The organism is Paenibacillus sp. FSL R5-0912 (assembly GCF_000758605.1).
Classification (GTDB): domain Bacteria; phylum Bacillota; class Bacilli; order Paenibacillales; family Paenibacillaceae; genus Paenibacillus_AQ.
The window spans coordinates 6,723,165-6,749,666 of the sequence record NZ_CP009282.1; the positions used below are offsets into that span (position 1 = coordinate 6,723,165).

The following is a 26,502-nucleotide window of genomic DNA, read 5'->3' on the forward strand; positions in this document are numbered from 1 at the left end:
TGATCGCCTGAAAACTGAATCCGAAACGAATCTGCGCTCTAAGAAATTTGGATAAGCCCTCGACCGATTAGTATTGGTCAGCTCCATGCATTGCTGCACTTCCACCTCCAACCTATCTACCTCGTCGTCTTCAAGGGGTCTTACTAGTTGGGAAATCTCATCTTGAGGGGGGCTTCACGCTTAGATGCTTTCAGCGCTTATCCCGTCCGTACGTAGCTACTCAGCCATGCTCCTGGCGGAACAACTGATGCACCAGCGGTACGTCCATCCCGGTCCTCTCGTACTAAGGACAGCTCCTCTCAAATTTCCTGCGCCCACGACAGATAGGGACCGAACTGTCTCACGACGTTCTGAACCCAGCTCGCGTACCGCTTTAATGGGCGAACAGCCCAACCCTTGGGACCTACTTCAGCCCCAGGATGCGATGAGCCGACATCGAGGTGCCAAACCTCCCCGTCGATGTGGACTCTTGGGGGAGATAAGCCTGTTATCCCCAGGGTAGCTTTTATCCGTTGAGCGATGGCCCTTCCATGCGGTACCACCGGATCACTAAGTCCGACTTTCGTCCCTGCTCGACTTGTAGGTCTCGCAGTCAAGCTCCCTTATGCCTTTGCACTCTGCGAATGATTTCCAACCATTCTGAGGGAACCTTTGAACGCCTCCGTTACTCTTTAGGAGGCGACCGCCCCAGTCAAACTGCCCGCCTGACACGGTCCCCGTACCCGCTTAGGGTACCAGGTTAGAACCTAGATACGATCAGGGTGGTATCCCAACGGCGCCTCCGCAGAAGCTTGCGCTCCTGCCTCACCGGCTCCCACCTATCCTGTACAGATCGTACCCAAATTCAATATCAAGCTGCAGTAAAGCTCCATGGGGTCTTTCCGTCTTGTCGCGGGTAACCTGCATCTTCACAGGTATTAAAATTTCACCGGATCTCTCGTTGAGACAGCGCCCAAGTCGTTACGCCATTCGTGCGGGTCAGAATTTACCTGACAAGGAATTTCGCTACCTTAGGACCGTTATAGTTACGGCCGCCGTTTACTGGGGCTTCGGTTCACAGCTTCGGGTTGCCCCTAACCACTCCCCTTAACCTTCCAGCACCGGGCAGGCGTCAGCCCGTATACTTCGCCTTGCGGCTTCGCACAGACCTGTGTTTTTGCTAAACAGTCGCTTGGGCCTTTTCACTGCGGCCCCCTCGGGCTATTCACCCTACCGAGGCACCTCTTCTCCCGAAGTTACGAGGTCATTTTGCCGAGTTCCTTAACGAGAGTTCTTCCGCGCGCCTTAGAATTCTCTTCTCGCCTACCTGTGTCGGTTTGCGGTACGGGCACCTTCTCCTGGCTAGAGGCTTTTCTTGGCAGTGTGAGATCATGACCTTCGCTACTACAATTTTCGCTCCCCATCACAGCCCAGCCTTAATGATGTGCGGATTTGCCTACACATCAGCCTCACTGCTTAGACGGACACATCCATCAGTCCGCGTCACTACCCTCCTGCGTCACCCCATCGCTCATAGCGGATTACGGTGGTACAGTAATTTCAAACTGTTGTCCTTCGACTACGCCTTTCGGCCTCGCCTTAGGTCCCGACTTACCCTGAGCGGACGAGCCTTCCTCAGGAAACCTTGGGCTTTCGGCGGATCAGATTCTCACTGATCTTTTCGTTACTCATACCGGCATTCTCACTTGTATGCTGTCCAGCGCTCCTTACGGTACACCTTCAACCTACATACAACGCTCCCCTACCCCAGATGCAAAGCATCTAGCCATAGCTTCGGTGGTGTGTTTAGCCCCGTTACATTTTCGGCGCAGAGTCACTCGACCAGTGAGCTATTACGCACTCTTTCAATGGTGGCTGCTTCTAAGCCAACATCCTGGTTGTCTGTGCAACTCCACATCCTTTCCCACTTAACACACACTTGGGGACCTTAGCTGATGGTCTGGGCTGTTTCCCTTTTGACAATGGATCTTAGCACTCACTGTCTGACTCCCGGCAAGAAGTTAATGGCATTCGGAGTTTGACTGAGCTTGGTAACCCTTGCGGGCCCCGCACCCAATCAGTGCTCTACCTCCACCACTCCATTCACCGAGGCTAGCCCTAAAGCTATTTCGGGGAGAACCAGCTATCTCCGAGTTCGATTGGAATTTCTCCGCTACCCCCACCTCATCCCCGCATTTTTCAACATGCGTGGGTTCGGGCCTCCAGTGCGTGTTACCGCACCTTCACCCTGGACAGGGGTAGATCACACGGTTTCGGGTCTACGTCCACATACTCATTCGCCCTATTCAGACTCGCTTTCGCTGCGGCTCCGTCTTCTCGACTTAACCTTGCATGTTAAACGTAACTCGCCGGTTCATTCTACAAAAGGCACGCCATCACCCAGTAATAGGGCTCTGACTTTTTGTAAGCACACGGTTTCAGGTTCTATTTCACTCCCCTTCCGGGGTGCTTTTCACCTTTCCCTCACGGTACTGTTTCACTATCGGTCGCCAGGTAGTATTTAGCCTTAGCAGATGGTCCTGCTGGATTCATACGGGGTTTCACGTGCCCCGCACTACTCGGGATCCGTCTCGGAGAGAACACAGTTTAGGCTACAGGGCTTTTACCTCTATCGCGGGCCTTTCCAGACCTCTTCGCCTACCATATTCCTTTGTAACTCCATGTGAGACGTCCCACAACCCCAAGGGGCAAGCCCCTTGGTTTAGGCTGTTCCGCGTTCGCTCGCCGCTACTGACGGAATCACTATTGTTTTCTCTTCCTCAGGGTACTTAGATGTTTCAGTTCCCCTGGTCTGCCTCTGCGTATCCTATGTATTCAGATACGAGTAACTGCGAATTACCACAGCTGGGTTTCCCCATTCGGACACCCCCGGATCAAAGCTTGCTTACAGCTCCCCGAGGCAGTTTCGTTGTTCGCCACGTCCTTCGTCGGCTCCTGGCGCCTAGGCATCCTCCGTGTGCTCTTATTAGCTTAACCAATCGCTCCGGTATTGGCTCATTCGCTCATCTTGTTTTAAACAGCGCTTCCGGATGAATCCGTCCGCTAGTCTGTTTAAAGCCAAAAGTCGCTCATAATCCAAAACCATCGCTCAGCATGACTAATAACTATTTCAACTTGCTTACACAAGTTTCAGCTAAAAGATGTTCTAAAACGCAAATTCGTTTCGGTATCCAGTTTTCAAGGATCAAGGTGCTGAAATTTCGGTACAATCACGACTGTGATGTTCGAAAATTCAGACAGTTTAAAGATGAGAGTTTGAGCTCTCAAAACTGACCAACGAGTGAGTGTTTGAACCCTAAGGTTCGTTGTGGAAGCTTACGCTTCCGATTTGAATGTCACCGTTGCAGGTGACGATTCTCCATAGAAAGGAGGTGATCCAGCCGCACCTTCCGATACGGCTACCTTGTTACGACTTCACCCCAATCATCTACCCCACCTTCGGCGGCTGGCTCCCTTGCGGGTTACCCCACCGACTTCGGGTGTTGTAAACTCTCGTGGTGTGACGGGCGGTGTGTACAAGACCCGGGAACGTATTCACCGCGGCATGCTGATCCGCGATTACTAGCAATTCCGACTTCATGCAGGCGAGTTGCAGCCTGCAATCCGAACTGAGACCGGCTTTGCTGGGATTGGCTCCACCTCGCGGTTTCGCTTCCCGTTGTACCGGCCATTGTAGTACGTGTGTAGCCCAGGTCATAAGGGGCATGATGATTTGACGTCATCCCCACCTTCCTCCGGTTTGTCACCGGCAGTCACTCTAGAGTGCCCAGCTCGACCTGCTGGCAACTAAAGTCAAGGGTTGCGCTCGTTGCGGGACTTAACCCAACATCTCACGACACGAGCTGACGACAACCATGCACCACCTGTCTCCGATGCTCCGAAGAGGGGCACTATCTCTAATGCTTTCATCGGGATGTCAAGACCTGGTAAGGTTCTTCGCGTTGCTTCGAATTAAACCACATACTCCACTGCTTGTGCGGGTCCCCGTCAATTCCTTTGAGTTTCAGTCTTGCGACCGTACTCCCCAGGCGGAGTGCTTACTGTGTTAACTTCGGCACCAAGGGTATCGAAACCCCTAACACCTAGCACTCATCGTTTACGGCGTGGACTACCAGGGTATCTAATCCTGTTTGCTCCCCACGCTTTCGCGCCTCAGCGTCAGTTACAGCCCAGAAAGTCGCCTTCGCCACTGGTGTTCCTCCACATATCTACGCATTTCACCGCTACACGTGGAATTCCACTTTCCTCTTCTGTACTCAAGTCACCCAGTTTCCAGTGCGACCCCAGGTTGAGCCCAAGGTTTAAACACCAGACTTAAATGACCGCCTGCGCGCGCTTTACGCCCAATAATTCCGGACAACGCTTGCCCCCTACGTATTACCGCGGCTGCTGGCACGTAGTTAGCCGGGGCTTTCTTCTCAGGTACCGTCACTCCGGTAGCAGTTACTCTACCGGACGTTCTTCCCTGGCAACAGAGCTTTACGATCCGAAAACCTTCATCACTCACGCGGCATTGCTCCGTCAGGCTTTCGCCCATTGCGGAAGATTCCCTACTGCTGCCTCCCGTAGGAGTCTGGGCCGTGTCTCAGTCCCAGTGTGGCCGTTCACCCTCTCAGGTCGGCTACGCATCGTCGCCTTGGTGAGCCGTTACCCCACCAACTAGCTAATGCGCCGCAGGCCCATCCCCAAGTGGCAGATTGCTCCGCCTTTCATTCTCTCTTCAGGAGAGGAAAGAAATTATCCGGTATTAGCTACCGTTTCCGGTAGTTATCCCAGTCTTGAGGGCAGGTTGCCTACGTGTTACTCACCCGTCCGCCGCTAAATTCATTTAAAAGCAAGCTTTCAAATGAACTCCGCTCGACTTGCATGTATTAGGCATGCCGCCAGCGTTCGTCCTGAGCCAGGATCAAACTCTCCAAATTGGTTTTAGAAAGAGCGATTGCTCATTTTGAAACATCTGACGAGAATTTTCATTCTCTTTTTTGGATCTCGCCGAAGCGATCTCCCACTCACTCGTTGTTCAGTTTTCAAAGATCAATGTCTCATCTTTTGTCGCCGTTATTTGTTTCAGCAGCGACCTTTATAATATATCACAGCGCCCTCGTTTTAGTCAACCTTTTTTTTGATTTCTTTTTTTGGCTGATTTACGACTGCTTTGCAGCGCATCGTTATGTCAGAGGGACGAGTTATAATTTATCACATAAGTTGCGTCCTAGTCAACCCTAAATATTCCCCTCATTATCTGCGCTCATGCAGCAAGGAACAAATAAAAAAAGAGAGTACACTACCTCTCTCCATCCTCCTGCTTACTTTTTCTATTATAGGTCTATTCATGTCCGTGGACAGCCACCTAACTAAAGGGTATACCGAATTGCATGTCCGTCCCCGGCCTCTACAGCCCAAGAAGTAATTTCTCTAATTAATGAACGCGATACAAGCTTGCGCAGAACAAGCGGTAGCTCTGCCTGGAGCTGGCTCAGTCCTGAATGCTGCAGAAGTTCCTTGATACTCCAAGCCTCCTTGCGGCTGCTCAGGATATGGAGCAGCATGGCGCAACAATCCGCCATTTTTGACATTAACGCAAACTCGCAGGCCAGCAAAATCAGTTCGACTCTCTGCTCCAGCGTTTCTGTACTTACTGTCAGTTCTTCATATAACTTATGAACCGGAGAATTCAAATTTTTGACCTGTCCCCACACTGCGGGCTCCGGAAAATATCCGGCCTCGCTCACTTCAATACGTGCCCAATGATACAGAGCGATCAGCACGCAGTTATAAGCATCCATAGTACAGCCTGCTTCAAGGTAACGTTTCGACTTCACATACATATGTAGGAACCGGGAGAATTCCATAAACAATACCCGCTCTTTCAGCGGACCTTGGAACTGAATGAGTTCCTTCCGCATCTCCGCCAATATTCCCTTAGGGTCCCAGATCACCTCACCGGACATTAAACTGGTAAGGAGTTCATTATTGTCCCCTGCCATCACAGCGCGTTCCAAAGCAGATAGACCCACATGCACGGATTGCGTCCGCCGGTCCCCGGCAATGGTGTGGGTTATAATTCGCTCTGTCTCCTGTTCCTCATGCAGCATGAGCACCATCATATCAAAGTCATGCAGCAGCGCGCTCTGAAATGTATCATTGCCTCTTTGCCGCAAAGCAACGGCTCCAAGAACATTCTCATCAAATGTCTCCCCACTTAATAGGGTCAAATTGGACAGTTCCATACTTCCCTCCATCAAATTTGGCGATTTTGCATCCAGTCAGTTATAATTCTCTTTACATAAATGATATTCTACATATTCATGTCAGTTCCTCCTGGATAACCGAACTATATTTCAGTTAGGAGATAATACTCATGAAATTTAAATCGGCCAAAATCAACGCTTTTCGTACATGGGGACTGCTTCTTACGATGCTGGGTATGGGCCTTATGATTATGGGAACCGCAGGCATTGTATTCTGGGGGTCTGCAGGCAAGGTTGTCGCTGCTATCGGTCTCGTCATTGGTCTAATCTCCATGATGGCCAGTCTGGCCATCTACTTCTGGGCGGGCATGCTCTCAACCAGTGCTGTCCAGGTGGAATGTCCCGAATGCCATAAGCTGACCAAAATGCTTGGCAAAACGGACCGCTGTATGTTCTGTCACACCATCCTCACGATGGACCCTGCACAAGCCACAATTACCGCTGAAGAACTTGAAGTCCAGCAATTGAAGCAATAATCGAATTCATATGTCTTTACAGAAATAATCTCCTGCCGAATACAAACAAAAACGGGTGTCGTCCTCTACTGGACGACACCCGTTTTATATTTAATCCCCCTAAGCATTATTCAACAATCGCTTTGAGTGCTTCCCACGCTTCCGGATTGGCAAAGCTCCGATTCCATGAGGCTACCCCGCCAAGGCCGAAGGACTGCGCCAGATCGACTCTGGCTGCCAGCGAAACTTTATCCTCAATCCATATTTTGCGCAGAGCACCCTCTTCTTTGTATTCCACATAATTCTGTCCTGCTTCCTTATCAAGAACCGGTGTCAGCTTCTTCTCGGCAAGTATCTCCTGAACCGCATTCATACTGACGGCCTTGGAACTTACTTTGTTTTCACCTTTCTCGGTCTTCTCGGTCCAGATACGAGTGTACAATGGCACCCCCAGAATCAGCTTCTCGGCAGGCACTTCATCCTCTTCAATAATCCGGCTTATAGAATTCCTCACCCACGGCAGGGAAGCTACAGAACCGGCAACCGGACTGGCCGCCCAATGCTCATCGTAAGCCATCACAATCAGGAAATCCGACACGGCTCCAAGCGCCCGGCGATCCAGGAACAAGGACCACATTTCACTGTTTGATTTCGGTGTTACATCAATAGAGACAATCAGATTCCGGCTCTGTGCCATGGGCTTCAGTTCCCGCATGAACTGGGTTACATTAGGTCCGTCCTTGGTGTATACATTCTCAAAGTCGATATTAATACCGTCCAGGTTGTACAGATCCGCATACTTCAGCATTTGCACAATTGTATTCATCCGTCTGTCATACGTGGATAGTGCCTCCGTAGTCAGGTCTGCCTCAAAGCTGTTGCTGAGCAGTCCCCATACCTCCATGCCCTGGGTGTGAGCCCACTCTACATAGGCGCTGTCAGCCTGGCTGCGTACATTACCATTAACATCGATAATGCTGAACCAGGTTGGACTAACCACATTAATTCCTGGCAAATCAGCAAATTTCGCAGGATTCGGCTTGCGTTCGTAGACTGCCTCCCAGAACATATTAACGGGCTTTCCTTTCCAGCTGCGTTCGGCACGGGTAGGAGCCACAGGCTGCTGCACTACTGTCCTATTCCCGTCTGCTAGAATATCGTCCGCCTTGACGAAGCCTGTATATCCGCTCTCCAGCTGCACATACAGCCAGCCTTTGATGTCTGAATTCCAGATTCTCACTGTGGCTCCCGGCGGCATATCAGCAAGGATTGGCGCATGTACGGAGTCTCCGCTGCGGAGCGCTTTGGTCCGTCCGCCTTCCTTACCCTTCACTTTGCCTAACGGCACCGTTTCGCCGGCAGTCATTAACAGAACGGCACCGGTACTGCTATCCTCGTCTACCTCAAAGCCATATAAGTCCTCCAGTGTATCTGCCGGAAGATATGTCACCCCATCCTTCTCTTCAGGCGCAAGACGAAGCTGCAGGGGCTCATTGTTCAAACTTGCTGCTGTTGAATCCTCCTGCATATATAAAAGACTGCTGTCTGTCGACAGAATCACAGACTTGCTCTTTTCCTCGTAACGGATAGATGAATCTACGTATTCCTGTAATAGCGGCAGTGGTAATAGCAGGCTGTCCCCTGTACCTGAGGCTGAGTATCCGGTAAGCTCTCCCTTAACAAAAACAGGCTTCTCCAGCCCCTTCCAATCCGGATCCAGATGCTGACGGTTCGGTAATACATAATAAACAACCCAAAAGGCTGCGGCAGCTATAATGACAAGTCCCAATAAGCGGCGAAAAAGACTTCCACGCTTTTTGACGCGTCTTTGTCTCTGTCTTCTGTCCAATATATATCCTCCAAACAGTATGATAAATTTATAATCAGATAGCACTTCTGTTAAGTATACGACATCGCGGCCCTATTGGTTGCGCCAAACTGCTGGAAGCTTTGTATTTTTGTAACAGCTCCATAGAAAAAAGCGTGTACAATCCGCATTCGGATTCTACACGCCTGCAATTCCATATCTTAGTGCTGCTTCTCGTTGCAGCATTTGCAAACACCATACAGTTCCATACGTAATCCATGAATCTTAAAGCCTGTAGCCAATTCGGCACGCTCCTCTACCTCATGGAGAGAAGAATAGCTGAAATCCTCAATCTTACCGCATTCCTGGCAGATGACATGATAATGATCAGACACATTGGCATCGAAACGGCTGGAATTATCACCGTAGGTCAGCTCGCGGACCATACCCGCTTCTATAAACATCTTAAGATTGTTATACACCGTTGCCACACTCATACTGGGAAACTGAGGCTCAAGCGCTCGGTAAATATCGTCTGCCGTAGGATGATTCATCGCTTCCATCAGGTACGTAAGAATCGCATGACGCTGAGGCGTAATACGGACACCGGTTGTCTTCAGTTGCTCCAATGCATGCTGTACGCCACTACCCATCCATGCCACCGCCTTTAATTATACAACTTAATAATAACTCTAATGTAATTGTAAGACCGGGCTTTCAATGTTGTCAACGAAGTCCTTACATTATATTTATTATTATATAATAAAAATTACTTAATTCAATATTTGCTCACATTTAGATTGCTGTTTCCATCCACACGAAGCTTGAACTCACCCGTTCCGCTCTGGCCGGAGAGGTTTTTTTTGTCGATTACAAGTCCCGGCAGGTCCGTTACAATATCCCCGTACCCGCTTGAGCCCTCCACCGTATAATTACCCGTAAGCGGCAAGTAGAGATCGATATCTCCGACAGCACTGTAGATATCCCAGTCTCCGCCGAAGTCGTTCGAACGAATGTTGATTCTGCCATTCAAAGATTCGGCATGCAGCTTCGATCTGGCTCCGGCTACCTCCACATTGCCGTTCTTCGTGGACAGATCCAGCGCATCTCCGCTATCCGTTGCCGATATATTACCAACTGCCGATGAGAGCTTCAGAGCCCCGCTAACCTCCCAGGCCCCCATATCACCACCGCTTGTAGTCAGTTCAACACTCCCCTGTACGTTTCTGGCGCGTACTGCTCCATTGAGGGTTTTACCTTTTACATTGCCGTAAATACGGTGCAGAATAAGTTCCCCGTTCCCTGTCTCCAGAGAAATATCTGAAATAGCCTCCACGTTCTGCAGAGTAATACCGCCGTTCATCGTACGGACCCCCAGATCAAACCGGCGGTCCTCGGGGAGGGAAATGTCCAGATCTATCCGCGGCTGGCGTTTGCCGGATTCACCGTACGCCTTCCCCTGGGGAGTGATCTTGATCGTCGTGTCTTCTGTCACATCGACAAAAGACTGATCCGCTATGGATTCGGCAAGTACGCCGTCCAACTGATCCACCCAGACTGTTGCTGTAATCTCAATATCCTCCACTGGAGCCCGGTGGATCAGAATATCTCCGTTAATCGCATCAATGTTGATTCCAGACGTATTCAGTTCAACTGGAACAATAAGCGGAGCCTTCTCATAACGGCTTCCTTCAGCTTCTCCATAATCAACTGCCGCTACAGTCAAATTAAGACTAACCCGGTTCCACAGATGCAGATAATGCTCCTGCTCCGTTACGATAAATACGCATGCCGAGAGCAGGATAGCCGAGAACAGTCCGCGCAGGTCCATACGGGCTCTGGCAATAGTAGCATTCTGGCTGCGGCGGCGGGAAAAGAAGTGAATTAACAAATACTCCGCTCCCCATAATACCGGAATGACAGGCCACCATTTCAGCAGCAGCATCATATAATCTGTTCCTTCACGCCAATCCACGAGCAACAGAACTCCGACAGCAATCAGTACTGCGGATGCAGTGTATCTGCCCACACGCCGGCTCCGCCGTTCCTTGCTCAGACGTGCGCCTGAGTCCTTAGCAATCTCCCGTACACCCAGCAGCAGGCCCAGAATCATCAGCAGAACCGCTACGGTTGCACCAGCGGAGTTCTCAATGAACACTTGAAGCCAGGGCGGCTTCTGGCGGAAGAGGAAGAGCAGTGTCCCGCCAAAGAGCAGCAGCAGACCAAAGGAAACCCCCGGCTCGCTGATTCTCACCCGGCGCCCTGCATTCTTCGCAGAATCCTTCATATCCGATAGTTCAGGGTCATGCTCTTCAGGGAAGCGCAATATCCGGTCTGCAGACTGGAGCACATCGAACACATTATAGAAGTACAATGCCGGGATCAGGAGCGCCAGCAAAATTAGAAGCGGTACATTGATCTGCATCCCGATAGATGAGAAGTACAGTAGCGCTACAATATCCAGCAGAATAAGAAAAATAAACGAAATTCCTTTACGGAGCAGCCCGAGATACAGATGTCCCATGCCGGGAATAACTGCAGCCAGCAGGCCGGCTATAAATTTGCGTTTGCGGGGACGCCGCTTTTGGCGGGGAGGGATATAAGGGGCCTTAGGTTCTCCGCCAGCTTCAGCTTCCTGCAAATCAGCTTCCTTCTCTTCATCCTGCACGGGATTATTCTCATGATCATGTTGACCTGAATTCATCTCGGCACTCCTCCTTTCAGAACGTTTGCTCCGCTTCTCATTCAATCCTGCCGCTCCGGTGAAATTCTATCAGCTCCACACCCGGAGCTACCTCTTCAACACCTGCAGGAATAAACCCGTGTTTGGTGTAGAGCGTTACTGCCGGAATATTCAGCTTCCCCGTTGATACGATAAACTGTTCCATTTCCCCATAACGGGCAAAGATAAATTCTAACATTCTGCCCGCCACCCCTTGGCGAAAATGATCCGGACTTACCATCATGCGTGTAACGGTCAGCTTACCGGGAGCCTCTTCCATCACTGCAACAGCCCCCATGAGCTCCTCATTGTCGTCGAGACAGCCGTAGAAGTCCTCTTTAACCCGGCTCAGCATGTCTCTCGTCTCCAGCAGCGGCGGAATATCACGGAACCCTATGATCTCCGCTTCCAGGCGGTACGCCTTATGCTGAAGACTCCAGAGCTCATCCAGCGTTATCTCATCCTGCAGATCCAGCTTCACTATTGTATCCATCCGTACAGTCCCCTTATATACTGCAGAGGGCCTGCCGTTGCCGACAAGCCCTGTGCTCATGATTCTATGACTTATTACCCAATCTATTACCCAAAAGCAGTCCCTAGCTGTTCAATACGTCAGCGAGCAGTGTGTTAACAAGACCGGGGTTTGCTTTTCCTTTGCTTTCTTTCATAACCTGGCCCACGAGGAAGCCGATCGCTTGTTTCTTGCCGGCCTTGTAGTCTTCGACAGATTGCGGATTAGCAGCGATCACATCCTGGACAATTTTTTTGATTGCCCCTTCATCACTGATCTGGACCAGCCCCTGCTCTTCAACAATAACTGTCGGCAGCTTACCGCTTTCCAGCATTTCTTTGAAGACGGTCTTGGCAATTTTGCTGCTGATGGTTCCGCCTGCGATCAGGCCGATCATCTCACCCAGCCCCTGCGGCGTAATCTTCACCTGGGATAATTCCAGATTATTGCTATTTAAATATCCCAGCAGGTCTCCCATCATCCAGTTAGCGACAGCTTTGGCATCCTGGGTGTAGGCCAGACTGCCCTCAAAGAAATCAGCGAGCGGTTTGGATGAGGTAAGCACTCCGGCATCATAGGGAGTCAGGCCAAATTCTTCACTGTAACGGGCCTGCCGGGCATCCGGAAGCTCCGGAATGGTGGCACGGATCTGTTCCTTCCAAGACTCGCTAATATGCAGCACGATAAGATCCGGATCCGGGAAATAACGGTAGTCATGCGCTTCTTCTTTACCGCGCATAGACAAGGTCTTGCCTCCAGCTTCATCCCAGCGGCGGGTCTCCTGCACAACGATCCCCCCGTCGTCCAGAATCTCGCCTTGACGGAACTGCTCATACTCCAAACCTCGGAGTACGCCGCGGAAGGAGTTCATGTTCTTCAGCTCTGCCCGGATGCCGAATTCCTCCTGGCCTTCCGGCCGCAGGCTGATATTGGCATCGCAGCGCATCGAGCCCTCTTCCATCTTCACATCGGATACATCGCAGTACTGCATAATGGCGCGGATTTTCTCCAGATAAGCACGCGCCTCTTCGGGCGAACGCAGATCAGGCTCTGAGACAATCTCAATAAGCGGAGTACCCACCCGGTTGAAGTCAACCAATGAAGCAAATCCACCGTCCACATGAGTCAGCTTACCGGCATCTTCCTCCAGATGAAGACGGGTGATCCCGATCCGTTTGGTCTCTCCATTCACTTCAATATCAATCCAGCCGTTCAGGCCGATAGGCTGGTCAAATTGCGAAATCTGGTAGGCCTTCGGGGAATCGGGGTAAAAATAGTTTTTGCGGTCGAATTTGCTGACATCGCCAATCGTACAGTTAAGCGCCATTGCGGCTTTCATCGCGTACTCTACGGCCTGGCGGTTAAGAACCGGCAATACACCGGGGTGGCCGAGACAGACCGGACAGGTATGTGTATTGGGCGGAGCGCCGAATTCTGTGGAGCACCCGCAGAAGATTTTGGACTTGGTATGAAGCTCCACATGAACTTCCAGCCCAATGACCGTTTCATATTTAGACATAGATAATCTCATCCCTTAAAAGTTTTGTGGGCATATACTTCAAACTGGCAGCTACAATTGGGGGCGGGCCTTGTGATGCTCTGTATGTTGTTCAAAGGCATGCGCAACGCGCAGTACCGTACTCTCGTCAAACTCCTTGCCGATAATCTGCAAGCCGACAGGCAGGCCTTCCGCGAAGCCGCAAGGGATGCTGATGGCAGGAATACCGGCCAGACTGACAGGAATGGTAAGGATATCATTCAGATACATGGTTAGCGGATCTTCAGTCTGCGAGCCCAGCTTAAAGGCTGTCGTAGGCGCAGTCGGACCGATTACGACATCATATTTCTTGAACACTTCATCAAAATCCTGCTTAATCAGCGTGCGGACCTTCTGTGCCTTCAAATAGTAAGCATCATAATATCCGGAGCTCAGTGCATAGGTACCCAGCATAATCCGCCGCTTGACTTCAGGGCCGAAGCCTTGACTGCGGGAGTTATGGTACAGGTCAAGCAAACCTCCGCCATTGTCTACACGAACCCCATAGCGGACGCCGTCAAAACGGGCCAGGTTAGAGGAAGCCTCCGAAGAGGAGAGCAGATAATAAGCGGCTACGGCATATTCAGTATGCGGAAGAGAAACTTCTTCCCACACGGCGCCAAGACCTTCAAGTACTTTAAGCGCTGACAGCACAGATTCGCGGACCGATGCATCTACGCCTTCGCCGATGTATTCCTTCGGCACTGCAATACGCAAACCGGAGATATCGCCGGTCAGCGAGCTCAGGTAATCCGGAATGCTGACCTTGGCCGAGGTGGAATCCTGGGCGTCATAGCCTGCAATCGCCTGCAGTACATACGCGGAATCCTCAACGGTCCGGGTAATCGGGCCAATCTGATCCAGTGAGGAAGCAAATGCCACCAGACCGTAACGCGACACTAACCCGTACGTTGGCTTAAGGCCGACCACTCCGCAATAGGAAGCCGGCTGGCGGATCGAGCCCCCGGTGTCGGAGCCGAGGGTGAAGAACACTTCTCCGGCCGCAACCGCCGCTGCCGAACCACCACTCGAACCGCCGGGAACACGCTCCAAATCCCATGGATTACGCACAGCGCCGAAGCTGGAATTCTCATTCGAGCCGCCCATGGCGAACTCGTCCATGTTCAGCTTGCCGATCGTTACCGCATCGGCCTGGCGCAGCTTGGAAACTACCGTGGCATCGTAAACCGGCTGGAAATTGGTCAGGAACTGGCTGGCACAGGTGGTGCGCAGACCTTTGGTGACAATATTATCCTTGATTCCGGCAGGAAGTCCGAACAGCAGACCGCGCGCGGCTCCGGTAACCATCTTGTCGTCTAGTGCACGTGCTTGATCACGGGCACCCTCTTCATTCAGTGTCAAAAAAGCATGAACCTTACTGTCATGCTCCGCAATGGCAGAAAGCGACGCTTCCGTCAGCTCACTGACCGAGACCGCTTTACTGTGCAGCATGTTATGTACTTCAGGTAATCGATATTGAAACAGGCTCAACTTGCTTCCTCCTCTCAGGCTTTAGTTATTCCAGAACAGCGGGAACCTTGAAATGTCCTTCTTCATCTTCCGGCGCGTTAAGCAGTGCTGCCTCCTGGGACAGGCTCTCCTTCACCACATCGTCACGCATCACATTGCTGACCTGTAGCACATGAGTGGTCGGCTCTACATTCTCCGTGTCAAGCTCATTCAATTTCTCGGCATATTGTAAAATAGCATTCATTTGTTCGGTGAAGGTAGCCTCTTCTTCCGGGCTTAATTGCAGGCGGGCCAGCTTGGCCACATGCTGCACATCTTTGACGGTGATGCTCATAATGAATATCCCTCCTGTTTAAAGGGCTAAAGCGCCCGGATAACGTTTTTAATTATATTGTAGACGGCCTTACAATTCAATGCGCTTGTCGATGGAGGGCGATATATGAGGTGCAGGCCGGGTGGCGGTGGGTGCGAATAAGGCGGGAACGGTGTGCTGGGACGGTGCGGCGGAGCAGAGTGCCGAATAGCGGGATCGCGGGGAACATTGGAGTTGAAAAAGTATGGATCCGGGGATATGAGGGGCACTAATGCTCCTCATTTGCCTCCTACGGGTAACGCACAGGATAATCAGTGGGATTTTCCCCTTTGATTTTCCCGCAACGCTAACTATCAGCGGAATCAGTGGGGTTCCTGGAATATCATAATTTCCTAAATAACAAAACAAAAAGCCGGCTTTCGCCGGCTCTACTTAAATCCAAGCGCGAAGATTCACCTGTTTGATGAAATCCGCCTGGGACAAACTTTCTTTGGATGTTGTCTCCAGCTCTTCCGCTTCAACTTCCTCACCGTTCATCAGATGATGGAACAGCTTCTCGTTGTACGTCGATAGAGCATAATCTATCAAAGCTTCGTGCGTGGCTCTTTCAGCTTCTAGTACCAGCAATTGCTCTTCGGCCTCAATATCCTCTGCCGTAACATAGAAATTTCTATTGGCCTCGGGAACACGAATGACATAATCAAACGCATTATCTGGATTGCGGTCGTAAGCAATTAGGTAGCCGTAGTCTCCGATAGGAAGACTCTGCTCAAAAGCGTCCGCGACAATGACAATCTTCTCTCCTAAACGCAGCATCGTCCTACCTCCTGACCAAAATCTATCATGGTTCTGCTTGTTTCAACAGTCTACTAAAAAAAGATAGAGCTGTCCAGCCGCAGGAGAGTAGTCCGATGATTTTTCTGTGAAAATACGTCTGGCACTGCGATAAACGCACGGCCTACGCGGCGCACCCAGTCCAATTGTGTTCGGTTTTTCGATTACATTTGGCCTACGCGGCGCACCCAGTCCAATTGTGTTCGGTTTTTCGATTACATTTGGCCTACGCGGCGCACCCAGTCCAATTGTGTTCGGTTTTTCGATTACATTTGGCCTACGCGGCGCACCCAGTCCAATTGTGTTCGGTTTTTCGATTACATTTGGCCTACGCGGTGCACCCAGTCCAATTGTGTTCGGTTTTTCGATTACATTTGGCTTACGTGGCTTACCCAGTCCAATTGTGTTCGGTTTTTCGATTACATTCGGCTTAAGCGGCGTACCCAGTCCAATTGTGTTCGGTTTTTCGATTACATTTGGCCTACGCGGTGCACCCAGTCCAATTGTGTTCGGTTTTTCGATTACATTTGGCTTACGTGGCTTACCCAGTCCAATTGTGTTCGGTTTTCCGTTAAAATATGTTAAATAAATGAAAAGACGATGTTCTGTTTTTTAGCCACGCTGCTCATTTTCATGCTGGAGTTGTGCCTTGAAAGACATGTTTGTTTTCGCAGAAAATACTCTGAAAATTCTTGAAAACGTGCTATTCTATTGCAATTTTATCAATTCGGCAATTTATTCCTACGAATGAGCAGCGAAGCTCCTGCAATACAAGCAACGATTAACAGCACTGCTGAGATCATCGGCCCGCCGGTTACGCTGCCTTCTGCAAGCAAGCCGGCAGACATTCCGGGCAGAGCGGCAGGCAACCAGGCAGTCCTGGAAGGCAGCAGGCTGTGGGCGAGACTCATCCCCGCAGCCAGCAGGAGAGCAAACCCGGCAGCAGCAGGTCCGCGCAGCCAGGCGCTGAAGAGCAGCGTAAGTGACACCGCACACAGCAGCCAGAGTGCATAGAGTCCGGAAGCCGCCGCAACTGTGCCCCAGGCCAAGCTCCCCATAAGCTGCACTGTATAATAAGCCGCCCCCGCTACCCCCAGTACCAGTGCAATTACCAGCACTGTAAAATTTGCCGCCCATTTGGCAACAACGATCGATACCGGTGAAACAGGTCTGGCCATCAGCAGCTCGGCTGTCCCGCTGCTCCGCTCGCCGGCCAGGCTGTTCATTGTCCCCAGCGTCAGAATCAGGATGCCAATCGTGCCGTATTGGCCCAGAGCCTGGGCCATTACCGCAGCAGCACCAGGCATCTCGTAGCTGTCCATAAACCCTGCCGGGACATTTGATGAGGCTGCCAGTATATCAGCCATATAAAAGGTGACTAGCGGCTGCATGATGCCTAGAATAATGAACACTACAGGTATCCAGATCAGCTTATAGCTGCGCACTGCCTCCAGCATCTCTCTCGAATACAGGGCCCAGAGCTTGCTCATGTTCCCACCACTTTCATAAACAGATCCTCCAGCGTTGAAGAACCTGCTTCAAATTGCAGCAGCGGAATATCCAGCCCTGCTGCTTCCTGCAGAATCATCCGGCGCGCGAGCCCGACATCGCTTACGTTAAAGACTGCCCTGCCGTCCGAAATACTTGCTTCTTCAATAAAGGCTTTGTGCCTAAGCTCCTCCAGCCACCGGACAGCCTTGTCTTCCTTCGCTATGGTTATTCTGATAACCGGAAGACTGTACTCCGCCCGGAGACGGGCCAAGGTCCCCTGCACAGCTATAGCTCCCCGGTTCATTAATATGACGTCATCACATATCTCTTCCGCATCATGCAGCACATGGGTGGAGAAAATCACAGTTGTCTCTTCCCGGATGTCCCGCAGCAGCTCCATCACTTCCCGGCGCCCTATAGGATCAAGCGCGGAGACAGGCTCATCAAGCAATAGCAGACGCGGGCGGTGCACTAAGGCCTGGGCCAGCCCCAGGCGCTGCTTCATACCGCCGGAATATCCGCCGATCCGGCGGCGCGCTGCAGAACTAAGCCCCACGCGCTCCAGCACTGCGCCCGACACCGCCGCAGCTTCTTTGGCGGCCATGCCGCTAAGCTTGGCGGCAAAGATCATATATTCGAGACCGCTCATCCAGCTGTAAAAAGCCGGAGACTGCGGCAGATAACCAAGCTGCCGGCGGTAATCCGTTCCGGGAGGAGCGCCGCCAAAGGAGATGCTCCCGCCGGTAGGCGGCAGAAGACCGGCAAGCATGCGCAGTGTAGTGGTTTTGCCGGCTCCATTGGGTCCCAGTAAAGCGACACAACGCCCGGCTTCGGCCCCGAAGCTGATGCCGTCCACGGAGGGATGTCCGCCAAAGCTTTTGCGGAGATTCGTAACTTCAAGCAGCGGCATCAGAGTTCTTTCCTTCCCAGTGTGAAATAAGCTATACTTCCTAGCAGGTTGCCAAATACCAGGAGCAGCACCCACATCCATTTGGGCCCGCGAACCTTATCTGTCCTGGCCAGCGAGATCAGACCCACAACCGCCAGCAGAACCTGCAGCGCCAGCAGCGGCGCAATCAACCCCCAATCCACTTTATCCATCTGTACACCCTCCATACTCCAGTTTGCTATTCTGAGACCGCCTTCCCTGTCCGCCTTCAGCGCTTCTGCCCGGCCTTCCGCCTGCCCGGGAGAACTACAAACAGCAGATAACACAAAGCCGGTGACGGGAAACCGGTAAGGCCCCAAATTCCCCAGAACCAGGCCATTCTGCCCTTCCCTCTGCCCTGAGCATTACGGAACAGCCAAGTCCCCTGCAGCATCAGTACAGCAGCTATACAAAGCCACAGCCACAAAGGCGCCTTCTGCAATTCACTCACTCTTCAGCATCCTCCCGTCCCAGCCTGATCCGTGCTACTCCCAGACTGCCAAGTGCTGCCAGCGGAAATAGCGCCTGCAAGCCCCAAAACAGTGCCGGGGCAGAGTTTAGAATAGACAGCACTACGCTGAGCAGGAGTAGAGCCACCAGAGAGAATATCAGCAGTTCCTTGCGCTGCCGCTTCACTCGGCGGATTGCTTCTGCCGCAATAAGCTGCTCCAGCTCCGGCAAGGAGGGAGGCGCCACATCGTCGTAATGCTGATCCAGAATCTCCAGTTCTGCTGACAGCTTATTCAGCAGCTCTTCATCACTGTTAAACCTCATCCTCGTCCAGCTCCTTTCGCAGTTGATTCAATCCGGCTGCTACCCTTGATTTGGCCGTGCCGGAAGGGATCTGCAGCATCTGGCCGATTTCATCATAGCCGTATCCGTAATAATGCTTCAGCAGTACAGCCATTCTGTGGGCAGTAGACAGGCGGGATAAGGCATCAAGCACTTCACTCCACTCCATATTCCGGCTCTCAAACCTCCAGCGGATACTGCGGCTCCCCTGCTCCTCAGTCTGCTCCTTCTGCCACTTCAACTCACGCTTCCACCGCCGCTTGCGGTCGATGTAGAGCCGGCTGGCAATCGTTATCAGCCATGAAGAAAATGCAGAGGTTCCATTGTAACTCCCCATCTTCTCCAAGCATCTGACCATTGTATCCTGAGCCAGCTCTTCCGCAAGTGAAGGGTCCATTGTAGCTTTAATCAGATACTTGTACAGGAAGGGATAATGCTCCCGCAGCAGCATAGCTGTTGCCTTGGCATCCCCCTGCTGCGCCAGTCTGATCTTCTCCAGCGTCCCGTCGCCCATAGTCCCTCCTCTTTCTCTTCCTCACCTCTGTAATACGATTATGTATTGTAGATCGTTCATTCAGGGTCAGAATTATTCTGCAATTCCCACAGCCTGCGCCTCCATGGCTGGACGGCTCCCTTGCCTCTGGGGAAGCGCCAGAATAGAGAGATCTTATTATCCCCATTCTCTGCAGCATACTCTACGGAATTCTGCTCCGCCACACCTTCCCCGTCTAGTCTCAATTCCCCATAGTCCAGTTGGTGATGCATATCTTCCTTCATCTGCTTCCTCCCATGAAATTAAAGACATATAGACAAAAAAAAGAACGCAAACCGGGATTATTCCACAGTCTGCGTGCTTCGCGAGGTAAATGTTACATTTAATTAACATTATTGTAGCAACTCTGTATCTTTTTGTCCATGTCTAATTTCCCGAATTATGTCATAACCGGCATAAACACGTCGTTACATAGGAACGTATGGGTTATTTAGCTTCTCAAACCCGATAGAGGTGCGCGGACCATGTCCTGGAAATACCCTCACTTCTTCATCCAGCCGGTACAGCTTACCGCGGATCGAATCAAACAGATCACGTTCTCTGCCGCCGGGAAGATCGGTGCGTCCTACTCCCATTTTGAACAATACATCACCGGAGAACAGATCATTTCCGCACAGGAAGCTGACACTCCCCGGAGAGTGTCCAGGCGTATGCAGCACCCGGAAGGTTAAACCGAGCAGCTTCAGAATCTGGCCTTCCGCCAAATCGTATTCAGCCGGATCTGTACTGACCGGAGGAGATGATTCGGGCCACATCAGCGAGCCGTTCAGCTTGGGACTGCCCAGCCACTCACTCTCCAGAGCATGTATATACACTGGGGATTTCTTGGCCTTACGGACCTCATCCAGTCCGGCAATATGATCAAAGTGGGCGTGAGTCAGCAGGATAGCCTCTATTTCCATACCTTCAGCAGCACGGAGAAGGGCAGCCGGATTGGCACCGGGATCAATAATCACACCTTTGGCAGGGTCGGCTCCTGTCAGCAGATAAGCGTTCGTCTGAAGTGGTCCAAGATTATAAGACCTTATATTAAGCATCGGCATTAGAATCCGGAGATCAGACTGCGCAGCTCTTTGGCAATAACCGCGTGTGATTCCGTTCCTTCTCCGTAGGCTTGGCCCATGGCTTTGCGCACTTCGGTGATTTTGCCCTCATAATCCGCAGCCTCGCGGTCCGGGTTCTCCTGTTTGAACTCTCTCATCAGTGACTGTACATGCTCCGGACGCGGTCCCCAATGGCCCAGCACATAGCCGCCGGTATCGGCAAAAATCACGATTGGAACCGAACGTCCACCCATGGTCAGGAAGTTATCCATAACATCCTGATTCTCTTCCAGAATCAGCACTTCAGTCTTAATGCCTGCCGTCTCCAGGATGCGGAACACCACAGGGACATTACGAACCACATCTCCGCACCAGTCAGCAGCCAGAATCAGTACCCGCAGATCATCCCGGTGATTCAGGCTCTCGAAATATTCCCGGTCACTCTCATCTGCCCAGGCAAACTTCTCATACCAGGATTCAAAAGCCTGCTGGTTCTTCGTCATGCCTTCCACGAACTGGCGGGGCGTCAATCCCTGACCAAATTTAGAAGCAACATTCTGTTTCATACTGCACTACCCTTCTTCTTGGATTTGTACCACTTGAACAGGAAATACAGAACAATAACCGCAAGTGCGGCAAGAATGATTTCATGCGTATACTTAGCTGCGACTTCATCAATAGTCTGCCATTTATCGCCGAGAGTATATCCGAGATATACAAACAGTGCACTCCATGGAATAACAGCCAGCGTGGTCAGCATAGTGAACTTACCCAGCGGCATGCGCGAAATACCAGCGGGAACAGAGATCGCATGACGGACAACCGGGATAAAACGGGCGGTGAAGATTACGCCGGTCCCGTATTTCTGGAACCATTCTTCAGAATGGTCAATATGCTTCTTTTTGATAAAAATATACTTGCCGTACTTCTCCAGCACCGGTCTGCCGCCATAACGGCCGATCCAATACACAAAAATCTGGGCGACTACCCCGCCAATTGTACCAAACAAAACCGCGCCAAAAAAATTAATATCTCCCTGCGAGACCAGATAGCCGCCAAAAGCCAATACAATCTCACTTGGTATGACTTCAATCATCAGGCCAATCATTATTCCGAAGTAACCCAAACTCTGAATCCATTCAAATAATTGCGAAATCAGTTCAGATATAAAATGCAACTGCAGCTCTCCTTCCGTGTGTTGCGTAATCAGCCTGGCATTCTGCAGGCAGAATCCTAAGCCTCGTCCGCTCTATGTATCCAGCTTCTCTTAGCCTATTCTAGCATATGCGGGCTTACGACTTCTACTTATGGAAAATGGACATTCGGTTCTCTGCTATAGAAAAGCAGGTATTCCAGCATTGACAAAGTGTGGAATAAAGATCTATTATGCATTTAGATAATTACCTAAATATTGAAAGGGGCTGCGGAGTTGAATGAATCCTTCAAGGCGCTGGCCGATCCGACCCGGAGGCAGATTCTCCGCCTGCTGCGGGAAAAGGATAGGACGGCCGGGGAAATTGCCGATTTTTTCAATATGTCCAAACCCAGCATCTCCCATCATCTAAATGCATTGAAGCATGCGGGACTGGTGCAGGACGAACGGAAAGGCCAGTTTATTCTCTATTCGCTGGACTCCACCGTGCTCGAAGAGGTGCTGGGCTGGTTCCTGGAATTGACGGGTACGGGTAAGGCCGGTACGGAGAGTAAAGCAGTTGCGGATGAACCGGCTGAAGATTCGTTAGGCTTAAAAGGCGCAGGTTCAAAGGGGACCAGGGGACGGGAGCGATATTTTGACACGGAGGGTGAATCAAGATGAAGGATTTCCAATGGAAATGGCAGGACACACTGATTGTAATTCTGGGATTGTTCTCGCTCGGCTATGCACTGTTGAATTACGGCAAGCTGCCGGATCAGCTTCCTGCCCAGTTCAGCATTACAGGCAAGGTTAACACTTACTGGAGCAAGGGCTCCCTCATTGCTTTTTTCTCCTTCATGGGACTGATCTTCCCAATAGCCATGCAGTTTATGCGTACAATTGATCCCAAAAGAGAGAACTACACTAAGTTTCAAAGCGCTTATAAAATGATCCGCCTGGCAGTGGGCATCATATGCGATGCTGCACTTGTGCTGTCGGTCACACAAGGTCTGGATGAGCAATTTGCCGCCGGGAAGTGGGCTACTGTGAGTATTGGGCTGCTGTTTATAGTGATTGGAAACTTCATGCCGCAGATCAGGGATAATTATTTCACGGGTGTCCGAACACCCTGGACGCTGGCTAACCCTGCGGTGTGGCGGAAGACCCACCGTCTGTCCGGAATGATGTGGGTGATTGGCGGACTGCTGATTGCACTGGGGGCTTTTATGCCAAAAGTGCTGTCGGTCAGCATGATCATCACTGCCCTGGTTATCGCCATTATCGTGCCTTATGTGTATTCGTGGCTGATCTCGCGGAAGATCAAGGTCTGAAGCTGGCCGCCGCACTGCACCGAGATTCGGAAGAACGCTACTGGAGATGCACATCTAATGAATTCAGCCGACTGAGTGCCTGCTTAGTGCTTCAGTGTTCAGCCGGTCACTAACTTCTTCGGCTCATCCTGTATGGCTAGCGCCTGCAGAGCTCTCAGCCGAAGGTAAACCCCTTCGGCTTGTTCATTGATCCCGAAGCCGCGGTCATTATGCCGCCGGCCTGCGCTATGCTCCCTGCCGGCAAGCAGGCTGTATTGCCGCAGCAGTTCCAGTCCGGCAGCTGCGCTGTCTGCAGCCCTCTGCCTGTTCCCTTCCGCCAATCCGCGTTCGGCCATTTTAAGCATCCCTTCAATCGCCGCCAGTCTTTTGGCGGCGTTAAATATGTCGGCCTTCAGGCTGCGGCGGACCCAGTACAAGGCCTCTCCCGGATCGCGGCCTTGCAGATAACGCTCTGCAAGTTCCCAGTGCAGAGCAGCATCTCCGGGGGAGAATTGCATACTGCTCTGCAGCAGGTCCATTCCCTGCTCCTCTGGAAGCAGCCGTGATAATGCGGCCGCCGTCTGCGGCTCTCTTGGATTCCACGCCAGCGATTGCCGCAGCAGCACAGTTTGTGCGGCAGGATCAGTGCTTGTACGGGCAGCCTGCTTATACAAAGCAGCCCCCCTCATCGCCTGATAGGATAGGATGCTTAGCATGAAGGTCAAGGCGCAGAGAACAGCGATTCCTGCATACGGCCATGATCGACGCAGCCGTGTAAGGATGGCGGTACCCTCCGCAACTTGCCGAGCTATGGTTTCTGCAAGAGCCCATGCAGGCAGCAGCAGGAGCAGCATCCATATCAATCCGTAGCTCCAGTCAAAATCAACTGCGCTATGCAGGATGATGACAAGCAGAGGCGGAAGCAGCCTAGGTGACGCCTTGAAGACGAGCCAGCCTGCGGCCAGCAGCAGCAGGAGGACAGCAGCCAGACCGGCTGTCCCCAGATTGAGCAGGATGTCGAGATAACCGCTGTGCACCTGGCTGCCTACATAGGGGCGGGACTGGGCGGCGAGGTACGAATGCCGCCAGGTCTCGCCCCCGCGCCCCAGCCAGGGCGCCTCTGCCGCGAGCTTCCAGGCATCGCGGTAGAAGAGTCCGCGCGCGGCGGCCGTCGGGGACGGCCCCGTGATCCGCGCGCGTACCTGCAGCAGGACGGCGCTGGCGGCCGCCGTCCAGGCCACCGCCGCCAGCGCCAGCATGGCGGCGCGGTGCCAGCCCGCCGCGCGGCAGCTGCGGCGGTGCAGCCATAGGCCGGCCAGCAGCGCGCCGGCCCAGAGCCCGGCCAGCAGCAGCAGGCCGGGCAAGGGCTCTGCCGCCAGCCCGGTACGGGCCAGCTGGCGGTACAGGAGCGCCGCGGCGGCCACAGGCGCGGCGCCGGCAAGCAGAAGCGGCGCGGACAGCTGCCGCTTCCAGAGCAGGGCTGCGGCGCCGGCGGAGGCCGCAGCCAGCCATGCGCCGCGCGACTCGCTGAGCAGCAGCGCGGCGGCGTACGGGAACAGCGGCAGCAGGCGCGCCGCTGTCCGCCGTAGCTCTGCGGACCAGCCCAGTGCACGGCCCACTCTGCCAGCTATAGCGGTCTCACCCGCTCTGCTTCCCGCTCCACCCTCCGCTTCACCGCTGGCTATGTTCTCCTGCTCCGCTCTGCTTACCGCTCCACCCCCCCCTTCACCACTAGCTATGTTCTCCTGCTCCGCTCTGCTTATCGCTCCACCCCCCCCTTCACCGCTGGCTATGTTCTCCTGCTCAGCCCGGTTTACTGCTCCACGGGATGCTTCCACCTCTCCCTCTGCGCAATCTTCTCCACTCACGGTTCCCGAAGGACCGGTCAGCCTGAAGCCATAAGCAGCAGCAAATAGCCGCTCCAGCAGAAACACAGCCATCACCGCGCCAAAGGCATTCGGATACTGAAGCAGTCCGGCCAGCCGGGCACCGGTAGCACTGACCTCAGGTGACTGGCTGTAGGCTACCGCGTAAGGAACCGGCAGGCCACCGCATACCGCCAATAAGGCAGACAGGCTGATCACTAGACCCAGTAGATGCCAGACCGCTGCAAGAAGAGTTCCTCCCCGGCGGTTTCCCGCCACAAGTACAGCGAAGAGAGCAAAACTGGTGTAAAATCCCCAGCGCAGCAATTCATTCAATGTTCCCTGCGAGGATAGGGGGCCACGGAATGCATGAATAGCGTAAAGAATACAGATAACAATGCAGCAGCCCGGCAACAACCATACAATCGCCCTCAACCTCGTAACTCTACTCATACTGCCATCCAACATACGGCCACTCCCGGACACTGCCTCATCTGCAGCCTGCGTTACAGCAATCTTCCCGGCATTATCTGTCACCAACTGCCCACTTCCGGCTAATCTCTCAGTTTTAGCTATATCTCCCTTTACGTCCCCTCCAGGTAGCGCCCGCACGGTCTCCGTTTTCCCCGCCGGCACCCCCTGCGGCTTTAGCCGCTTTTCCCATCCGGAGGCGGCATACAGGACAACTCCTCCTAGGGTGAGAACTCCGCACAGCGCAAACCATACGGTCAGGAAGAGATACATTTCCTTGGCAAAAAAGAATCCTCGCAGCACACAGGCCGCACCGCCCGCTGCTATCAACGCCAAACTGCAAGCCAGAGTGACCGCCATTCCTCTGTACTGCTGAAACCGATTTATCCGCATTTCTAAATCCCCTATTCCTATTGTTGCTTACAGTCTTCCCATATCTATAGCAATGCAAAAGAAAGTCGCTATATGAACCACACTTAAGTCTAAGATTGGGGAAATAAACGCTTAAGAGCTGGTAGTCAAGCGGGATTATTCGAAATGTTGTAAGTATTACAACTTTGATTCAGGTATAGCCGGGAGTTTGTACAACAATTCCCGATTAGAGGCGGCATAATGAAAGAATTGTTGTATTTGATGCAAGATTCTAATTCAGGGCATCACAGATGGCCCTACAAAAGTACGAAAACAGCACTAAAATAGCACTAACAATACGAATTCACTACAGATGCGCTACAGCAGCATCACAATATCACAGTTAGCACTACATCAGCACTACATCAGCACTCCATCAGCGTCTACAGCAGCACCACAGCTGCACTCCATTAACACCACAGCAGCACCTTAATAGCGGCCGAAGCTTCCAATAGCAATCCCAAGTGGAAACGGCTTTGCTGTCTTTTGAACGGTAACGGTTCAGCGAGAAATAGAAGGATAAGTTATCAAGTGCAACTTATAATTTCTTATATTTGCACAAAAACAGCCGCCCCCCGCAGGAAGCAGCCGTTCTGTCACACT

23 protein-coding genes, 2 rRNA genes and 1 pseudogene are annotated in these 26,502 nt (G+C 52.2%); 4 read left to right on the forward strand and 22 right to left on the reverse strand.

Annotated elements, in window-relative coordinates:
- Window positions 1-47: 47 nt before the first annotated feature.
- The 3 genes from R50912_RS28415 to R50912_RS28425 all read right to left on the reverse strand — a co-directional run bounded on the left by R50912_RS28415 (window position 48) and on the right by R50912_RS28425 (window position 6,230).
- A 23S ribosomal RNA gene (locus tag R50912_RS28415) occupies window positions 48-2,976 on the reverse strand.
- A gap of 388 nt (window positions 2,977-3,364) precedes the next feature.
- Window positions 3,365-4,922 (reverse strand): 16S ribosomal RNA (locus R50912_RS28420).
- Together the 16S and 23S rRNA genes form the textbook arrangement of a ribosomal RNA operon.
- Before the next feature lie 432 nt (window positions 4,923-5,354).
- Complete coding sequence (locus tag R50912_RS28425) at window positions 5,355-6,230, reverse strand: nucleotidyltransferase-like protein (protein ID WP_042239683.1); 876 nt, start codon at window positions 6,228-6,230, stop codon at window positions 5,355-5,357.
- 131 nt (window positions 6,231-6,361) lie between these two features.
- On the opposite strand from R50912_RS28425, the gene R50912_RS28430 reads away from it, so the two are divergent.
- Window positions 6,362-6,727, forward strand: coding sequence for a DUF2614 family zinc ribbon-containing protein (locus R50912_RS28430; protein ID WP_039310396.1), 366 nt, complete (start codon window positions 6,362-6,364; stop codon window positions 6,725-6,727).
- A gap of 106 nt (window positions 6,728-6,833) precedes the next feature.
- On the opposite strand, the gene R50912_RS28435 is transcribed toward R50912_RS28430, so the two are convergent.
- From R50912_RS28435 to R50912_RS28470, 8 genes are all read right to left on the reverse strand, one after another.
- A complete protein-coding gene (locus tag R50912_RS28435; protein WP_042239685.1) occupies window positions 6,834-8,555 on the reverse strand; it encodes a glycosyl hydrolase family 18 protein in 1,722 nt (573 codons plus the stop codon).
- Window positions 8,556-8,734: 179 nt separating this feature from the next.
- On the reverse strand, window positions 8,735-9,166 hold the full coding sequence (locus R50912_RS28440) for a Fur family transcriptional regulator (protein WP_039310392.1): 432 nt from the start codon (window positions 9,164-9,166) through the stop codon (window positions 8,735-8,737).
- A 125-nt stretch (window positions 9,167-9,291) separates the two neighbouring features.
- A complete protein-coding gene (locus R50912_RS28445) occupies window positions 9,292-11,217 on the reverse strand; it encodes a DUF4097 family beta strand repeat-containing protein (RefSeq protein WP_231637729.1) in 1,926 nt (641 codons plus the stop codon).
- A 37-nt stretch (window positions 11,218-11,254) separates the two neighbouring features.
- Window positions 11,255-11,728, reverse strand: coding sequence for a GNAT family N-acetyltransferase (locus R50912_RS28450; protein ID WP_042239687.1), 474 nt, complete (start codon window positions 11,726-11,728; stop codon window positions 11,255-11,257).
- Window positions 11,729-11,831: 103 nt separating this feature from the next.
- The gene (gene gatB / locus R50912_RS28455; protein WP_042239689.1) at window positions 11,832-13,277 is read right to left on the reverse strand and encodes an Asp-tRNA(Asn)/Glu-tRNA(Gln) amidotransferase subunit GatB; all 1,446 of its coding nucleotides are present in this window, start codon (window positions 13,275-13,277) and stop codon (window positions 11,832-11,834) included.
- 39 nt (window positions 13,278-13,316) lie between these two features.
- Window positions 13,317-14,774: an Asp-tRNA(Asn)/Glu-tRNA(Gln) amidotransferase subunit GatA gene (gene gatA / locus R50912_RS28460; RefSeq protein WP_042239691.1), complete on the reverse strand. Its 1,458-nt coding sequence runs from the start codon at window positions 14,772-14,774 to the stop codon at window positions 13,317-13,319.
- A 25-nt stretch (window positions 14,775-14,799) separates the two neighbouring features.
- Window positions 14,800-15,087: an Asp-tRNA(Asn)/Glu-tRNA(Gln) amidotransferase subunit GatC gene (gene gatC / locus R50912_RS28465; protein WP_042239693.1), complete on the reverse strand. Its 288-nt coding sequence runs from the start codon at window positions 15,085-15,087 to the stop codon at window positions 14,800-14,802.
- A 411-nt stretch (window positions 15,088-15,498) separates the two neighbouring features.
- A complete protein-coding gene (locus R50912_RS28470) occupies window positions 15,499-15,882 on the reverse strand; it encodes a hypothetical protein (RefSeq protein ID WP_039303101.1) in 384 nt (127 codons plus the stop codon).
- Between the two features lie 166 nt (window positions 15,883-16,048).
- On the opposite strand from R50912_RS28470, the gene R50912_RS35385 reads away from it, so the two are divergent.
- Window positions 16,049-16,489, forward strand: a complete 441-nt coding sequence (locus R50912_RS35385) for a hypothetical protein (RefSeq protein ID WP_156123391.1) — start codon at window positions 16,049-16,051, stop codon at window positions 16,487-16,489.
- Between the two features lie 133 nt (window positions 16,490-16,622).
- On the opposite strand, the gene R50912_RS28475 is transcribed toward R50912_RS35385, so the two are convergent.
- From R50912_RS28475 to R50912_RS28520, 10 genes are all read right to left on the reverse strand, one after another.
- Window positions 16,623-17,390, reverse strand: a complete 768-nt coding sequence (locus tag R50912_RS28475; protein WP_042239695.1) for an ABC transporter permease subunit — start codon at window positions 17,388-17,390, stop codon at window positions 16,623-16,625.
- A complete protein-coding gene (locus R50912_RS28480) occupies window positions 17,387-18,301 on the reverse strand; it encodes an ABC transporter ATP-binding protein (RefSeq protein WP_042239696.1) in 915 nt (304 codons plus the stop codon). The genes R50912_RS28475 and R50912_RS28480 overlap by 4 nt, the downstream gene beginning before the upstream one ends.
- Entirely contained in the window at window positions 18,301-18,492 is a 192-nt protein-coding gene (locus R50912_RS28485) for a PLD nuclease N-terminal domain-containing protein (RefSeq protein ID WP_081956699.1), read from the reverse strand. The genes R50912_RS28480 and R50912_RS28485 overlap by 1 nt, the downstream gene beginning before the upstream one ends.
- 56 nt (window positions 18,493-18,548) lie before the next feature.
- Window positions 18,549-18,770 carry a hypothetical protein gene (locus R50912_RS28490; RefSeq protein ID WP_039303111.1) on the reverse strand — a complete coding sequence of 74 codons (222 nt, stop codon included), beginning with the start codon at window positions 18,768-18,770 and terminating at the stop codon, window positions 18,549-18,551.
- Window positions 18,767-19,093: a YxlC family protein gene (locus tag R50912_RS28495; RefSeq protein WP_042239699.1), complete on the reverse strand. Its 327-nt coding sequence runs from the start codon at window positions 19,091-19,093 to the stop codon at window positions 18,767-18,769. The genes R50912_RS28490 and R50912_RS28495 overlap by 4 nt, the downstream gene beginning before the upstream one ends.
- Window positions 19,083-19,625 (reverse strand): RNA polymerase sigma factor SigY, encoded by a 543-nt coding sequence (sigY, locus tag R50912_RS28500; RefSeq protein WP_042239700.1) that lies wholly within the window; start codon window positions 19,623-19,625, stop codon window positions 19,083-19,085. The genes R50912_RS28495 and sigY overlap by 11 nt, the downstream gene beginning before the upstream one ends.
- Window positions 19,626-19,681: 56 nt before the next feature.
- Window positions 19,682-19,888, reverse strand: coding sequence for a hypothetical protein (locus R50912_RS28505; RefSeq protein ID WP_042239701.1), 207 nt, complete (start codon window positions 19,886-19,888; stop codon window positions 19,682-19,684).
- Between the two features lie 183 nt (window positions 19,889-20,071).
- Window positions 20,072-20,701: an MBL fold metallo-hydrolase gene (locus R50912_RS28510; protein ID WP_042243516.1), complete on the reverse strand. Its 630-nt coding sequence runs from the start codon at window positions 20,699-20,701 to the stop codon at window positions 20,072-20,074.
- 5 nt (window positions 20,702-20,706) lie between these two features.
- Window positions 20,707-21,273, reverse strand: a complete 567-nt coding sequence (locus R50912_RS28515; RefSeq protein WP_039303121.1) for a thioredoxin family protein — start codon at window positions 21,271-21,273, stop codon at window positions 20,707-20,709.
- Window positions 21,270-21,884 carry an undecaprenyl phosphate transporter UptA gene (locus tag R50912_RS28520; protein ID WP_042239702.1) on the reverse strand — a complete coding sequence of 205 codons (615 nt, stop codon included), beginning with the start codon at window positions 21,882-21,884 and terminating at the stop codon, window positions 21,270-21,272. The genes R50912_RS28515 and R50912_RS28520 overlap by 4 nt, the downstream gene beginning before the upstream one ends.
- Window positions 21,885-22,136: 252 nt before the next feature.
- Here R50912_RS28520 and R50912_RS28525 point away from each other — a divergent pair.
- Window positions 22,137-22,403 (forward strand): annotated as a pseudogene (locus tag R50912_RS28525) (autorepressor SdpR family transcription factor); the annotation flags it as partial.
- 116 nt (window positions 22,404-22,519) lie between these two features.
- Window positions 22,520-23,173, forward strand: coding sequence for an SdpI family protein (locus tag R50912_RS28530; protein WP_042239703.1), 654 nt, complete (start codon window positions 22,520-22,522; stop codon window positions 23,171-23,173).
- Between the two features lie 98 nt (window positions 23,174-23,271).
- Here R50912_RS28530 and R50912_RS33660 read toward each other — a convergent pair whose 3' ends face one another.
- Window positions 23,272-25,353, reverse strand: a complete 2,082-nt coding sequence (locus tag R50912_RS33660; RefSeq protein ID WP_231637730.1) for an O-antigen ligase family protein — start codon at window positions 25,351-25,353, stop codon at window positions 23,272-23,274.
- Between the last annotated feature and the right edge of the window lie 1,149 nt (window positions 25,354-26,502).